25 protein-coding genes and 1 pseudogene are annotated in these 13,205 nt (G+C 60.8%); all 26 read right to left on the bottom strand.

All coding sequences use genetic code 11. The annotated features are described in order from the left end of the window. Positions 1 to 3: 3 nt before the first annotated feature. Positions 4 to 630, bottom strand: a complete 627-nt coding sequence (gene rpsD, locus EO156_RS20990; protein WP_016849988.1) for a 30S ribosomal protein S4 — start codon at positions 628 to 630, stop codon at positions 4 to 6. A gap of 15 nt (positions 631 to 645) precedes the next feature. After that, entirely contained in the window at positions 646 to 1,038 is a 393-nt protein-coding gene (rpsK, locus tag EO156_RS20985; protein ID WP_003486671.1) for a 30S ribosomal protein S11, read from the bottom strand. Between the two features lie 10 nt (positions 1,039 to 1,048). Then, a complete protein-coding gene (gene rpsM / locus EO156_RS20980; RefSeq protein WP_003486672.1) occupies positions 1,049 to 1,405 on the bottom strand; it encodes a 30S ribosomal protein S13 in 357 nt (118 codons plus the stop codon). A 332-nt stretch (positions 1,406 to 1,737) separates the two neighbouring features. After that, positions 1,738 to 3,102: a preprotein translocase subunit SecY gene (gene secY, locus EO156_RS20975; RefSeq protein WP_003486674.1), complete on the bottom strand. Its 1,365-nt coding sequence runs from the start codon at positions 3,100 to 3,102 to the stop codon at positions 1,738 to 1,740. A 7-nt stretch (positions 3,103 to 3,109) separates the two neighbouring features. Then, positions 3,110 to 3,553, bottom strand: coding sequence for a 50S ribosomal protein L15 (gene rplO / locus EO156_RS20970; protein ID WP_003486676.1), 444 nt, complete (start codon positions 3,551 to 3,553; stop codon positions 3,110 to 3,112). 4 nt (positions 3,554 to 3,557) lie between these two features. Next, positions 3,558 to 3,749 (bottom strand): 50S ribosomal protein L30, encoded by a 192-nt coding sequence (rpmD, locus tag EO156_RS20965; RefSeq protein WP_003486678.1) that lies wholly within the window; start codon positions 3,747 to 3,749, stop codon positions 3,558 to 3,560. Beyond that, positions 3,742 to 4,284 (bottom strand): 30S ribosomal protein S5, encoded by a 543-nt coding sequence (gene rpsE, locus EO156_RS20960; RefSeq protein WP_003486682.1) that lies wholly within the window; start codon positions 4,282 to 4,284, stop codon positions 3,742 to 3,744. The genes rpmD and rpsE overlap by 8 nt, the downstream gene beginning before the upstream one ends. 158 nt (positions 4,285 to 4,442) lie before the next feature. Beyond that, complete coding sequence (gene rplR / locus EO156_RS20955; RefSeq protein WP_003486684.1) at positions 4,443 to 4,802, bottom strand: 50S ribosomal protein L18; 360 nt, start codon at positions 4,800 to 4,802, stop codon at positions 4,443 to 4,445. Between the two features lie 88 nt (positions 4,803 to 4,890). After that, entirely contained in the window at positions 4,891 to 5,418 is a 528-nt protein-coding gene (gene rplF / locus EO156_RS20950; RefSeq protein WP_011050640.1) for a 50S ribosomal protein L6, read from the bottom strand. A 15-nt stretch (positions 5,419 to 5,433) separates the two neighbouring features. After that, on the bottom strand, positions 5,434 to 5,832 hold the full coding sequence (gene rpsH, locus EO156_RS20945; RefSeq protein WP_005932726.1) for a 30S ribosomal protein S8: 399 nt from the start codon (positions 5,830 to 5,832) through the stop codon (positions 5,434 to 5,436). A 204-nt stretch (positions 5,833 to 6,036) separates the two neighbouring features. After that, entirely contained in the window at positions 6,037 to 6,342 is a 306-nt protein-coding gene (gene rpsN, locus EO156_RS20940; protein ID WP_005917137.1) for a 30S ribosomal protein S14, read from the bottom strand. Positions 6,343 to 6,360: 18 nt separating this feature from the next. Further along, the gene (gene rplE, locus EO156_RS20935; RefSeq protein ID WP_003486694.1) at positions 6,361 to 6,903 is read right to left on the bottom strand and encodes a 50S ribosomal protein L5; all 543 of its coding nucleotides are present in this window, start codon (positions 6,901 to 6,903) and stop codon (positions 6,361 to 6,363) included. An 11-nt stretch (positions 6,904 to 6,914) separates the two neighbouring features. After that, positions 6,915 to 7,232, bottom strand: coding sequence for a 50S ribosomal protein L24 (rplX, locus tag EO156_RS20930; protein ID WP_003486696.1), 318 nt, complete (start codon positions 7,230 to 7,232; stop codon positions 6,915 to 6,917). A gap of 15 nt (positions 7,233 to 7,247) precedes the next feature. Beyond that, positions 7,248 to 7,616 carry a 50S ribosomal protein L14 gene (rplN, locus tag EO156_RS20925; RefSeq protein ID WP_003486699.1) on the bottom strand — a complete coding sequence of 123 codons (369 nt, stop codon included), beginning with the start codon at positions 7,614 to 7,616 and terminating at the stop codon, positions 7,248 to 7,250. 14 nt (positions 7,617 to 7,630) lie between these two features. After that, on the bottom strand, positions 7,631 to 7,900 hold the full coding sequence (gene rpsQ / locus EO156_RS20920) for a 30S ribosomal protein S17 (protein WP_003486701.1): 270 nt from the start codon (positions 7,898 to 7,900) through the stop codon (positions 7,631 to 7,633). 11 nt (positions 7,901 to 7,911) lie between these two features. Next, complete coding sequence (gene rpmC, locus EO156_RS20915) at positions 7,912 to 8,097, bottom strand: 50S ribosomal protein L29 (RefSeq protein ID WP_003486703.1); 186 nt, start codon at positions 8,095 to 8,097, stop codon at positions 7,912 to 7,914. After that, complete coding sequence (gene rplP, locus EO156_RS20910) at positions 8,097 to 8,510, bottom strand: 50S ribosomal protein L16 (RefSeq protein ID WP_003486706.1); 414 nt, start codon at positions 8,508 to 8,510, stop codon at positions 8,097 to 8,099. The genes rpmC and rplP overlap by 1 nt, the downstream gene beginning before the upstream one ends. 5 nt (positions 8,511 to 8,515) lie before the next feature. Continuing rightward, positions 8,516 to 9,250, bottom strand: coding sequence for a 30S ribosomal protein S3 (rpsC, locus tag EO156_RS20905; protein ID WP_003486708.1), 735 nt, complete (start codon positions 9,248 to 9,250; stop codon positions 8,516 to 8,518). A gap of 17 nt (positions 9,251 to 9,267) precedes the next feature. Further along, positions 9,268 to 9,603 (bottom strand): 50S ribosomal protein L22, encoded by a 336-nt coding sequence (rplV, locus tag EO156_RS20900; RefSeq protein ID WP_003486710.1) that lies wholly within the window; start codon positions 9,601 to 9,603, stop codon positions 9,268 to 9,270. A 12-nt stretch (positions 9,604 to 9,615) separates the two neighbouring features. Continuing rightward, complete coding sequence (gene rpsS, locus EO156_RS20895; protein ID WP_005917128.1) at positions 9,616 to 9,885, bottom strand: 30S ribosomal protein S19; 270 nt, start codon at positions 9,883 to 9,885, stop codon at positions 9,616 to 9,618. A gap of 6 nt (positions 9,886 to 9,891) precedes the next feature. Further along, positions 9,892 to 10,719 carry a 50S ribosomal protein L2 gene (gene rplB, locus EO156_RS20890; protein ID WP_003486715.1) on the bottom strand — a complete coding sequence of 276 codons (828 nt, stop codon included), beginning with the start codon at positions 10,717 to 10,719 and terminating at the stop codon, positions 9,892 to 9,894. A 10-nt stretch (positions 10,720 to 10,729) separates the two neighbouring features. Beyond that, the gene (rplW, locus tag EO156_RS20885; RefSeq protein WP_003486717.1) at positions 10,730 to 11,029 is read right to left on the bottom strand and encodes a 50S ribosomal protein L23; all 300 of its coding nucleotides are present in this window, start codon (positions 11,027 to 11,029) and stop codon (positions 10,730 to 10,732) included. Further along, positions 11,026 to 11,631: a 50S ribosomal protein L4 gene (gene rplD, locus EO156_RS20880; RefSeq protein ID WP_005917124.1), complete on the bottom strand. Its 606-nt coding sequence runs from the start codon at positions 11,629 to 11,631 to the stop codon at positions 11,026 to 11,028. Before rplD ends, rplW begins: the two co-directional genes overlap by 4 nt. A gap of 12 nt (positions 11,632 to 11,643) precedes the next feature. After that, complete coding sequence (gene rplC, locus EO156_RS20875; RefSeq protein WP_005917121.1) at positions 11,644 to 12,294, bottom strand: 50S ribosomal protein L3; 651 nt, start codon at positions 12,292 to 12,294, stop codon at positions 11,644 to 11,646. Positions 12,295 to 12,305: 11 nt separating this feature from the next. Further along, complete coding sequence (gene rpsJ, locus EO156_RS20870; RefSeq protein WP_003486723.1) at positions 12,306 to 12,617, bottom strand: 30S ribosomal protein S10; 312 nt, start codon at positions 12,615 to 12,617, stop codon at positions 12,306 to 12,308. 468 nt (positions 12,618 to 13,085) lie between these two features. After that, positions 13,086 to 13,205, bottom strand: a pseudogene (locus EO156_RS20865) (elongation factor Tu); the annotation flags it as partial.

Below are 13,205 nucleotides of genomic sequence, written 5' to 3'. Positions count from 1 at the left end.
GAATTACTTCGAATACAACTCGACGATCAGCGCTTCGTTGATATCCGAAGGCAGGTCAGCGCGATCCGGAACGGCCTTGAACACGCCGCTGAACTTCTTCGAATCGACTTCAACCCACGACGGCGTCATGTCGTGCTGCTCAGCCACGGTCAGGGCTTCCTGCACGCGGAGCTGCTTCTGCGCCTTTTCCGACAGCATGATCGCATCGCCAGCCTTGATCTGGTACGAGGCCAGATTCACCGACTTGCCGTTAACCAGCACGCCACGGTGCGACACCAGCTGGCGCGCGGCCGGACGGGTGACGGCAAAACCCATGCGATAGCAGACGTTGTCCAGACGGGTTTCCAACAACTGCAGCAGGTTCTCGCCCGTGTTGCCCTTCTTGGTCGAGGCCTTCTTGTAGTAGTTGCGGAACTGACGTTCCAGCAGACCGTAGATACGCTTGACCTTCTGCTTTTCGCGCAGCTGGGTGGCGTAGTCGGAAAGCTTGCCCTTGCGAGCCGCGCCGTGCTGGCCGGGCTTCTGCTCAAGCTTGCACTTGGAGTCCAGCGCACGCGCCGGGCTCTTGAGGGAAAGGTCGGCGCCTTCGCGACGCGCGAGCTTACAGGTAGGACCGATATAACGAGCCATTTCTTATCGCTCCTTTTAGACGCGACGCTTCTTCGGCGGACGGCACCCGTTGTGCGGGATTGGCGTCACGTCGATGATGTTGGTGATCTTGTAGCCCACGTTGTTCAACGAACGCACGGCCGACTCACGGCCCGGACCCGGACCCTTGATACGCACTTCCAGCGACTTCACGCCGTAATCGAGCGCAGCGCGGCCAGCCTTCTCGGCGGCAACCTGAGCAGCGAACGGGGTCGACTTGCGCGAACCACGGAAACCGGCGCCGCCGGACGTAGCCCACGACAGCGCGTTGCCCTGGCGATCGGTGATGGTGACGATGGTGTTGTTGAACGAAGCGTGGACGTGAGCGACGCCGTCGGTGATGACGCGCTTGATCTTCTTCTTCGTTTTCTTTTCTGCTGGCTTGGCCATGATCTATCCCTTACTTCCTGATCGCCTTGCGCGGACCCTTACGGGTGCGGGCGTTGGTACGGGTGCGCTGACCACGCAGCGGAAGACCACGGCGATGACGCAGACCGCGATAGCAGCCCAGGTCCATCAGTCGCTTGATCGCGATACCGATTTCGCGGCGCAGGTCGCCTTCGACGACATACTTGCCGACTTCGGCGCGCAGGCGCTCGATTTCGGGTTCGGACAGATCACGAATCTTCGTGGTCGAGGTAACGCCTGCGGATTCGCAGAGCTTCTTCGAACGGGTACGGCCGATGCCGTAGATGCTTTGCAACCCGACCCAGACGTGCTTCTGGGCTGGCAGGTTGACGCCTGCAATACGCGCCATGACGCGATTCTCCAACTGAGTGATGGCCTGACAGCGCCCAGGCGCCATCCGGCAGGATGGATCAAAAGTGAACTCGGAATTATAGCAAGGCCTCGGATTGCTTTGAAGCCCGTGGAACCAGTGGTTCCATGGACCCGGCGTGGGGAGTGTGCCCTCGCTCCGGCGCCGGACGGTGCTGATCCAGAAAACCACTCCGAATCGCCTGTGCTACTCCCGCACAGAACCACCCCGTCACACCCGCGCGCGAGACGTCGCGCGAGCCGCCCTTCTGATCGGAAGATCGTGGCCCGGGAACCAGGCCGTCTTCACGTAATGAAGATCTAGTGTACCACTTAACCGCGCGCAAGACCGCCGCGCGAGCCGCCCTTGAGGTTGGCCTTCTTCAGCAAGCTCTCATACTGGTGCGACATCAGGTGCGCCTGGATCTGCGCAATGAAGTCCATCACCACCACCACTGCAATCAACAGCGAGGTGCCGCCGAAATGGAACGAAGTGCCGAGCTGCGTGCGCATGATTTCCGGCAGCAGGCAGACGATTACCAGGTACAACGAACCGGCAGCGGTCAGGCGCGTCAGCACGCCATCGACGTAATCTGCGGTGGCCTTGCCTGGACGGATGCCCGGAATCAGCGCGCCCGACTTCTTGAGGTTGTCGGCGGTTTCCTGCGAGTTGAACACCAGCGCGGTGTAGAAGAACGCAAAACCGATGATCAGCGCAGCGAAGACCAGCATGTGCACCGGCTCACCGGGGCCAAGCGCGTTGGCAATCTTCTGCAGCCACGAGCCGATACCACCCGATGCAGCCTGACCCGACCACATCGACAACGTTGCCGGGAATGCCAGGATGCTGGACGCAAAGATCGGCGGAATCACACCGGCCATGTTCAGCTTGAGCGGCAAGAACGAGGTCTGGTTCATGTACGCATTGCGACCGCCCTGACGGCGCGCGTAGTTGACCGTGATCCGGCGCTGCCCACGCTCGACAAACACGACGAACAGCGTGAACGCCAGGATGGTGATGACGATCAACAGCAGCGAAATGAAGCTCAAGTTGCCTTCACGGAAGGCTTCGACCGTCTGGATGGCCGCCGACGGCAGGCCAGCCACGATGCCGGCAAAAATGATCAGCGACACGCCGTTACCGATGCCGCGCTCGGTGACCTGCTCGCCTACCCACATCAGGAAGATGGTACCAGCGGTCAATGCGATCACCGCGGTGAGCACGAAGCCCATGCCCGGCGCATACACCACCGGAGCGCCACCAGGGGCGGTCTGGTTCTGCAGTGCCAACGCGATACTGCCGCCCTGCACCACCGCCAGCAACACCGCACCGATGCGCGAATATTGGGTGATCTTGCGTCGGCCCGATTCGCCTTCTTTCTGCATCGCCTTGAGGGCGGGAAAGATGTGCGTGGCCAACTGGATCACGATCGATGCCGAAATGTACGGCATCACATTCAACGCAAAAATACTGAAACGGTGCAGGGCGCCGCCCGAGAACATGTTGAACATGTCCACGATGCCGCCGCCCTGCGCCTGCATCAACGAAAGCATGGCATCGGGATTCACGCCAGGCACCGGCACATAGCAGCCGATGCGATAAACGATCAATGCCCCGAGGACGAACAGCAACCGCTGGCGAAGTTCCGTGAACTTGCCGAGCCCGCCGCCGAGGTTACCAATGCCAGCCTGCGCCATCTGCCGATTACTCCTCTACGCTGCCGCCGGCAGCTTCGATTGCCGCCTTGGCGCCTGCGGTTGCCGCAACGCCCTTCAGCACGAACTTCTTGCTCAGCTCGCCCTTCAGCACGATCTTCGCCTTCTTGGCGCGGCTCGGGACCAGATTGGCCGCACGCAGCGCTGCAAAGTCGACATCGCCAGCATCCAGCTTGTCCAACTGGTAGGACAACACTTCTGCGGTATCGCGCGCCATCTTGGAGCGGAAACCGATCTTCGGCAGACGACGCTGCATCGGGGTCTGGCCGCCTTCGAAGCCGGCCTTGATCTTGCCGCCACCCTTACGAGCGAACGAACCCTTGTGACCGCGACCAGCGGTCTTGCCGAGGCCCGAACCGATACCACGACCGACGCGGGTGCGCTCGGTACGGGCGCCGTCGGCCGGCTTGAGGTCATTAAGACGCAGAGTCATGGGATTACTCCTCAACCTTGACGAGGTAGTGAACCGTATTGATCAGGCCACGCACCTGCGGGCTGTCCTTCAGTTCACGCACATCGTTGAGCTTATTCAGGCCCAACGCACGCACCGACAGACGGTGACGCGACTGGGTTCCACGCAGGCCACGCACCAGGCGCACCTTGACGGTCTTGTTGGTGTCCTTAGCCATGGTTGAGCTCCTCCACCTTCTTGCCGCGCTTGGCCGCAACGCGTGCCGGCGACTGCACTTCCGACAGACCCTTGAGAGTCGCACGGACCAGGTTGATCGGGTTACGCGAACCAACGGCCTTGGCCAACACGTTCTTGACGCCAACCGCTTCCAGCACAGCGCGCATGGCGCCGCCTGCGATGACGCCCGTACCTTCCGACGCCGGCTGCATGTAGACGCGTGCTGCGCCATGGCCAGACTTGACGGCATGCCACAGGGTGCCGTTGTTCAGATCGACAGTAGCCAGGTTCTTGCGTGCCTGTTCCATCGACTTTTGGATGGCGACCGGCACTTCGCGCGCCTTGCCATAACCGAAACCGACCTTGCCCAGACCATCGCCGACCACGGTCAGCGCGGTGAAGGTGAACTGGCGACCGCCCTTGACCGTCTTGCTGACGCGATTGACCGCGACCAGCTTTTCGATCATGCCATCGTCGACTTTCTCTTCGCGGTTACGGTCGCGATCACGACCCCGCGGTGCACGTTCTTCTGCCATCTTGATTCCTTGATTGATTAAGTATGTACGGCTCGAAGCCGCTTATGGTTGTGAAGTGAAGCGGTGTTCCCGGCACCGTTGCAAAAGAACGGGGCGGTCCGGCATTTCCCTGCCGGCGGTATTGCGGAGGCGGTCGATGACCGCCTCCGCAGCAGTGCTTAGAACTGCAGGCCGCCTTCGCGCGCTGCGTCGGCGAGCGCCTTGATGCGGCCATGGTAGCGGTAGCCCGAGCGGTCGAATGCAACCTTCTCGATGCCAGCAGCCTTGGCGCGCTCGGCGATCAGCTTGCCGACCTTGGCAGCCGCATCGCTGTTCTTGCCATTCTTCAGGCCATCCTTGACGTCGGCCTGCAGGGTGTTCGCAGCAGCGATCACCTTGGAGCCATCGGCAGTGAAGACCTGCGCGTACAGGTGCTGACCGGTGCGCAGCACCGACAGACGGGCAACGCCCAGCTCACGGATGTGCGCACGGGTGGACTTGGCGCGGCGCAGACGGGCGATGTTCTTGTTGATGCTCATGATATTTATCCTACGAAAGCTGAAGGGAAAGCGTGCTCCTATCAAAAGTCAGCACAGGGATGTGCGGGCTCTTGCGAGGGACTCGCCATTAAGCCTTCTTGGCTTCCTTGCGAATGATGACTTCACCGGCGTACTTCACACCCTTGCCCTTGTAGGGCTCCGGCGGACGGAAACCGCGAATCTTGGCGGCAACTTCGCCGACGCGCTGCTTGTCGGCGCCCTGGACCACGATTTCGGTCTGAGTGGGAGTCGACAGCGTGATGCCTTCCGGCGCCACGAACACCAGCGGGTGCGAGAAACCGAGCGCCAGGCTCAGGTCCTTGCCCTGCATGGCAGCGCGGTAACCGACGCCGACCAGCTCGAGCTTGCGCTCGAAGCCTTCGGAGACACCCTTGACCATGTTGGCCAGGATGGCGCGGACGGTGCCGGTGAGGGCGATCTGCGACGGATCGTTGGCCGACAGCGTGGCAACGCCGCCATCGATGGCGATTTCGACACCAGCCGGCTTCGGCAGGGTCAACGTGCCCTTCGGGCCCTTGACGCTGACCAGCCCAGGCTGGACGTTGAGTTCAACACCCTTCGGGAGGGAGACAGGCTTCTTGGCTACACGGGACATGTTAGATTCCTTCCCTTAGGCCACGAAGCACAGAACTTCACCACCAACGCCGGCTTCGCGAGCCTGCGCATCGGTCATGATGCCCTTCGACGTGGAGATGATGGCGATACCCAAGCCACCCAGGACCTTGGGCAGCTCGGTCTTGCCGCGGTACTGGCGCAGACCCGAGCGCGAAAAACGCTTCAGGGTCTCGATGACCGGGCGGCCTTCGAAATACTTCAGCACGATTTCCAGTTCCGCCTTGTTGTTTTCGGCCTGGGTCACGCGCAGGTCGGTGATGTAACCCTCGTCCTTCAGGACTTGGGCGATCGCAACCTTAATCTTGGACGACGGCAATTTCACCGTCTGCTTACCAACCGCGGCCGCATTCTTGATGCGAACCAGCAGGTCGGCGATGGGATCAGTCATGCTCATGTGAGTACCTTTGAGTGCACCGATATCCGCTTTCGCGAAAATCTTGTGTTTTCCTGGGGACGGGCCAGGACCCTTGACGCCATGCCAGACCCGCACGGGCAAGACAGAAGCGGAAGTATACGACAAAAGAGCCCGACTTGCGTCGGACTCCCTTGTTGAACAGAACGATCCTGTTCAAATCCGGCCGCGAACGGCCGGAATGCGTTACCAGCTTGCCTTGCGCAGGCCCGGAACGTCGCCGTTCATCGTGGCCTTGCGCAGCATGTTGCGACCCAGGCCGAACTTGCGGTAGACACCGCGCGGGCGACCGGAGAGCTCGCAACGGTTGCGGTGGCGGCTCGGCGACGAATCGCGCGGCAGCTTCTGCAACTTGGTCGACGCATCGATCTTCTCTTCGTAGGACGCATCCTGACTGGAGAGGATCTTCTTCAACGCATCACGCTTGCCGGCGAATTTCTTCGCCAGCTTCGCACGCTTGATGTCGCGGTGGATCATGGAGGTCTTTGCCATTTCGGATGTCCTCGACGGTCAGTTACGGAACGGGAACTTGAACGCTGCCAGCAGCGCCTTCGCTTCCGCATCCGTCTTGGCGGTGGTGGTGATGGCGATATCCATACCGCGGATAGCGTCGACGGCGTCGAAGTCGATTTCCGGGAAGATGATCTGTTCCTTCACACCCATGTTGAAGTTGCCACGACCGTCGAAGGAGCGACCGGACACACCACGGAAGTCGCGCACGCGCGGCAACGAGATGTTGATCAGACGATCCAGGAACTCGTACATCTTGGCGCGACGCAAGGTGGTCTTGCAGCCGATCGGCCAACCGTCACGGATCTTGAAGGATGCGACCGAAACGCGCGACTTGGTGACCACCGGCTTTTGACCGGAGATCTTCGCCATGTCGGCAACCGCATTTTCCAGGATCTTCTTGTTGGTAGCGGCTTCGCCTACGCCCATATTGAGCGTGACCTTGACCAGCTTCGGCACTTCCATCGGATTGGTGTAGCCGAACTCCTTCATCAGGGCCGGCACCACGTTGTCCTTGTAAAACTTTTCGAGACGAGTGTTCATGATCTCATTCCTCAGGCGTCGAGCGCCTCACCGCTGGAGCGGAACACACGCAGTTTGCGTCCATCCTCCAGCACCTTGAAGCCAACGCGCTCGCCCTTGCCCGTTGCCGGGTTGACGATATTGACGTTGGAGATATGGATCGACGCTTCACGCTCGACCACGCCGCCGGCAACGCCTGCCTGCGGGTTCGGCTTGGTGTGGCGCTTGATGACGTTGGCGTTGGAGACGATCACGCGATCGCCGTCCACACGCACCACTTCACCCTGCTTACCCTTGTCCTTGCCGGTGTTGATGACGACCTGGTCGCCCTTCTTGATACGGTTAGCCATGTGTATGTCCTCCGCTCACAGCACTTCGGGAGCGAGCGAGACGATCTTCATGAACTTCTCGGAACGCAGCTCGCGCGTCACCGGCCCGAAGATGCGGGTCCCGATCGGCTCCTGCTTATTGTTCAACAGCACAGCGGCGTTGCCATCGAAGCGGATCAGCGAACCGTCGGGACGGCGCACACCCTTGCGGGTACGCACCACGACGGCGTCGTAGACTTCGCCCTTCTTGACCTTGCCACGCGGAATGGCGTCCTTGACGGTCACCTTGATGATGTCACCAATATGTGCGTAACGGCGCTTGGAGCCGCCCAGCACCTTGATGCACATCACTTCCTTGGCACCCGAATTGTCGGCGACATCGAGGTAGCTCTGCATCTGGATCATGATTCAGATCTCCCTTATTCGGCCGAACGGGTGACGATTTCCACCACCCGCCAGTTCTTGGTCTTGGACATCGGAGCAATCTCGGTCACACGCACGACGTCGCCTTCGTTGCAGGCATTGTCGGCGTCGTGTGCGTGCAGCTTGGTCGAGCGCTTGATGTACTTGCCGTACAGAGCATGCTTGACCTGGCGCTCCACCAACACGGTGACCGTCTTGTCCATCTTGTTGCTGACGACACGGCCTTCGACCGTGCGCAGCGTTTGCTTTTCGTTATTGTCGCTCATCGCGGCCGTCCTTACTTGGTGCTGCCGAGCAGGTGCTTGACGCGAGCAATCTCGCGGCGCACCCGGCGGGTTTCGTGGGTCTTCGGCAGCTGGCCGGTGACCTGCTGCATACGGAGCGAGAACTGCTCCTTACGCAGATCGGTCAGATGGGCCTTCAATTCGTCAGCCGACTTCTCGCGGAGTTGTTTGATATCCATCAGCGCACCGTCCGGGTCACGAAAGTGGTGGTCACCGAGAGCTTGGCAGCGGCAAGGCGGAACGCCTCACGTGCGGTCTCTTCGGGGATTCCCTCGATTTCATAGATCATGCGGCCCGGCTGAATCTGCGCGACCCAGTACTCCACGTTGCCCTTACCGGAGCCCATGCGGACTTCGATCGGCTTCTTGGTGATCGGCTTGTCGGGGAACACACGGATCCACATCTTGCCGCCCTTCTTGACGTGGCGGCTGATCGTGCGGCGTGCTGCTTCAATCTGGCGTGCGGTCAGCTGACCGTGCGCCGTGGCCTTGAGACCGTACTCGCCGAAGCTGACGGCGTTTCCGCTCCATGCCAGGCCGTCGTTACGGCCCTTGTGCATCTTGCGATATTTGGTTCGCTTGGGTTGCAACATTGCCGTTACCTCGCTTCACGAGCCGGGCGCGACGGGCGGTCACCACGGTCGCCGCGATCGTTACGATCGTTGCGCGGGCTGTCGTCCTGCTTTTCCTGGCCAACCTGAGAGAAGTCGAAGACTTCGCCCTTATAGATCCAGACCTTGATACCGATGATGCCGTACGTCGTGGACGCCTCGGCAAAACCGTAATCAATGTCGGCACGTAGCGTGTGCAGCGGCACGCGGCCTTCGCGGTACCACTCCGAACGGGCGATTTCTGCACCGTTGAGGCGGCCAGCCACATTGACCTTGATGCCCAGGGCACCCAGGCGCATCGCGTTACCGACCGAGCGCTTCATTGCACGGCGGAACATGATGCGACGCTCAAGCTGCTGCGCGATCGACTCGGCGACCAGCTGCGCGTCCAGCTCCGGCTTGCGCACTTCGGTGACGTTGATGTGCGCCGGAACGCCCATCAGCTCGCTCACTTCCTTGCGCAGCTTTTCGATGTCCTCGCCACGCTTGCCGATCACCACACCCGGACGGGCGGTGTGAATGGTCACGCGGGCGGTTTTGGCAGGGCGCTCGATCAAGATCTTGCTGACACCTGCCTGCGCGAGCTTCTTGCGCAGCATTTCACGCACTTTCAGGTCGGCTGCCAAATAGGAGGCGAACTCGGCCTTGTTTGCGTACCACTTGGAATTCCAGTCCTTGGCGATGCCGAGGCGGATTCCAGTCGGATGAACTTTATGACCCATGGTCTTTTCCTTTCCGCTTACTTGGCGGCGCCCACAACCACAGTGATGTGGCTGGTGCGCTTGAGGATGCGGGTACCGCGGCCTTTCGCCCGCGCCATGAAACGCTTCAGGGAGGGACCTTCATCAACCATGATGGTCTTGACCTTCAGCTCGTCGACATCCGCGCCCTGATTGTTCTCGGCATTGGCGATCGCCGACTCCACCACCTTTTTGATCAGGTGTGCAGCCTTCTTGTCCGAGAACTTCAGCAGATTGACCGCACGCTCGGCGGACAAACCACGCACCTGGTCAGCGACCAGGCGGGCCTTCTGCGGGGAGATGCGCGCGGTGCGCAGGATTGCTTTCGCTTCCATCGTCATCTCTCCTTACCTGCCCGACTTCTTGTCGCCACCGTGACCCTTGAAGGTCCGGGTGACGGCAAATTCGCCGAGCTTGTGGCCGACCATATTCTCGTTGACGAGCACCGGAATGTGGTTCTTGCCGTTATGCACGGCGATGGTGATGCCTACCATTTCAGGCAGAATCATCGAACGGCGCGACCAGGTCTTGATCGGCTTCTTGCTACCCGCAGCGGACTCCACCTTCTTTGCAAGGTGATGATCGACAAACGGGCCCTTCTTAAGTGAACGTGCCATGGTCGATTAGCCCCTACGATCGCGGACGATGAACTGCTGGGTGCGCTTGTTCTTGCGCGTCTTGTAACCCTTGGTCGGAACACCCCACGGGGTGACCGGATGCGGATTACCCTGACCAGCCTTCGCTTCACCACCACCGTGCGGGTGATCGACCGGGTTCATGGCCGCACCGCGAACGGTCGGGCGAACACCGCGCCAACGCTTGGCACCGGCCTTGCCCAACTTCTCGAGGTTATGCTCGTCGTTGCCGACTTCGCCGATGGTGGCGCGGCACTCGACCGGCACCTTGCGCATTTCGCCCGAGCGCAGACGCAGCGTGGCATAGATGCCTTCGCGAGCGACCAGCTGGACGGCTGCACCGGCAGCACGTGCGATCTGAGCGCCCTTACCCGGCTTCAGCTCGATACCGTGAACCGTCGTACCGACCGGGATGTTGCGCAGCGGCAACGTGTTGCCGGTCTTGATCGGTGCGTTGGCACCGGCAATGACCTGGTCGCCAGCCTTCAGGCCCTTGGGGGCGATGATGTAGCGGCGCTCGCCGTCGACATAGCACAGCAGGGCGATATGAGCGGTACGGTTCGGATCGTATTCGATCCGCTCCACACGCGCCGGAATGCCTTCCTTGTTGCGCTTGAAGTCGATGATGCGGTAGTGCTGCTTGTGGCCACCACCGACGTGACGCACGGTGATGCGGCCGTGGTGGTTACGACCACCGGACTTGCTCTGCGAATCGAGCAGCGCCGCGTGCGGTGCGCCCTTGTGCAGATCGGGAGTAACCACGCGCACGGCGGAACGACGGCCGGGAGAGGTGGGTTTGAACTTCATCAATGGCATGGGATGGACCTCAGGCCTTGGCCGTTACGTCGATGGACTGACCATCGACCAGGCGGACGTACGCCTTGCGCCAATTGCCACGGTTGCCAGCACGGTTACGGAAGGACTTGCTCTTGCCCTTGACGTTGACCACGTTGACTGCCTTGACCTTGACGTCGAACAGCTGCTCAACCGCGGCCTTTACATCGGCCTTGGTGGCTTCGTTCGAAACTTCGAAGACATACTGGTTGGAGATTTCCTGCAGGCGCGCGGTCTTTTCGGAGACTCGCGGAGCGCGCAGCACGCTGAAGATTTTTTCGTTGCTGCTCATGCCAGCCACTCCTCGACCTTCTTGACCGCGTCAGCGGTGATCACGACCGTATCGGCCCCGACCAGAGCGACCGGATCCAGGCCCTGCACGTCACGCACCTGCACATACGGCAGGTTGCGAGCGGACAGATACAGGTGCTCGGAAGCCTCTTCGGTGACGATCAGCGGGCGCTTGCCCACTTCCAGCCCCTTGAGCTTTTCGATCAAGCCCTTGGTCTTGGTCGCTTCGAGGTCGAACGCGTCGACGATCATCAGACGACCCTGACGGTTCAGCTCGGAAAAAATCGCGCAAATGGCCGCACGGTACATCTTGCGGTTGACCTTCTGCTCGAAGCTGCGCGGCTTGGCCGCGAAGGTCACGCCGCCACCGACGAAGATCGGAGCCGTCAGCGCGCCATGACGCGCACCGCCGCCCTTCTGCTTCTTCGACTTCTTGGTCGTGCCCGCAACTTCCGAACGCGTCTTCTGTGCCTTGGTACCGGCGCGACCGGCGTTGCGATAAGCGACGACGACCTGGTGAACCAGATCTTCGCTGAATTCGCGACCGAACACGGCATCGGAGACCGAGACCTTGTTGTTGCTACCCGTGATAACGAGTTCCATCGTCATCTCTCCTTATGCCTTGCTCGCCGGACGGACGATCACGTCGCCACCAGCTGCGCCAGGCACGGCGCCGCGGATAGCAATCAGACCACGCTCGACGTCGACCTTGACCACTTCCAGGTTCTGCGTGCTTTGCTGCACGGCGCCCATGTGGCCCGACATCTTCTTGCCCGGGAAAACGCGACCCGGGGTCTGGCGCTGACCCAGCGAACCCGGCGCGCGATGCGACAGCGAGTTACCGTGGGTTGCATCGCCCATACGGAAGTTGTAGCGCTTGATGGTGCCCTGGAAACCCTTACCCTTGGTGACGCCCTGGACGTCAACCTTCTGGCCGACCTCGAAAATGTCCGCCTTGATTTCGCCACCGACGGCGAAATCGCCGAGCTGGGCATCTTCAACACGGAATTCCCACAGGCCACGACCCGCTTCCACCTTCGCCTTCGCGAAGTGGCCAGCAGCCGGCTTGTTGACCAGCGCGGCACGACGGGCGCCAACGGTGACCTGCACGGCGCTGTAGCCGTCAACCTCGACGGTCTTGATCTGCGCGATGCGGTTCGGAGTTGCTTCGATCAGCGTGACCGGTACCGAGCGACCGTCTTCAGTGAAGACGCGGCTCATACCAGCCTTGCGGCCCACGAAGCCCAACGAATATTTCTTCGTCATGGTCGTAGTCCTCAGGTCAGCTTGATCTGGACGTCGACGCCAGCCGCGAGTTCGAGCTTCATCAGCGCGTCCACGGTCTTGTCGTTCGGGTCGACGATATCGAGCACACGCTTGTGCGTGCGGGTTTCGTATTGGTCACGCGCATCTTTGTCAGCGTGCGGGGATACGAGGATGGTGTAACGTTCAATCTTGGTCGGCAACGGGATCGGGCCACGCACTTGCGCGCCGGTCCGCTTAGCCGTTTCGACGATCTCGCTGGCCGAACGGTCGATCAAACGATGATCGAACGCCTTCAACCGAATCCGGATCTTTTGTTCCGACATGACGGAAGCTTCCTTCGTTAAAAGAGCGACGGGCAAGGCCTCTGGGATACCTGCCCCGATATTCCTGACGTTGATGAAATCGCCGCGCGTCCTGCTGGCGAGGGCATTTCCTCCGCCCAAAAACTGAGGCAGCCCGGTAACCTGGCCTGCCCAGACGGAAAAGTATAATGCGCAACAAGAGCACGGTCAACAACGTATGAGTTGTTGAGTGCTCCATGCAACGCGACCTTCCCGGTCTGGCGAACACGAGCGGCATCCTGCCGTTCTTTTCGCTGTAACTCAGCGCCCTACCCAGGGACACCGAGCCGCGCATTGTAGCGAACATGATTTGGGCGCGCAAGACGATGCTTGGGTAGACCCGCAGGCCATCCTTACCACCACTGCCTGACAGCAACGAAAAAGGGCCGGCTTGCGCCGACCCCTTTTCCACTGCACCAACGGCCTAGACCGTCGACCTGCAGCGCTCTTTTACTTGATGATCTTGGCAACCACGCCGGCGCCGACGGTACGACCGCCTTCACGGATGGCGAAGCGCAGACCCTCGTCCATCGCGACCGGGTTGATCAGGGTCACGACCATCTTCACGTT

It is taken from the genome of Xanthomonas sp. DAR33341 (assembly GCF_003992815.1).
Lineage (GTDB): Bacteria > Pseudomonadota > Gammaproteobacteria > Xanthomonadales > Xanthomonadaceae > Xanthomonas > Xanthomonas cissicola.
This window is presented reverse-complemented; position numbering and strand designations above follow the sequence as displayed.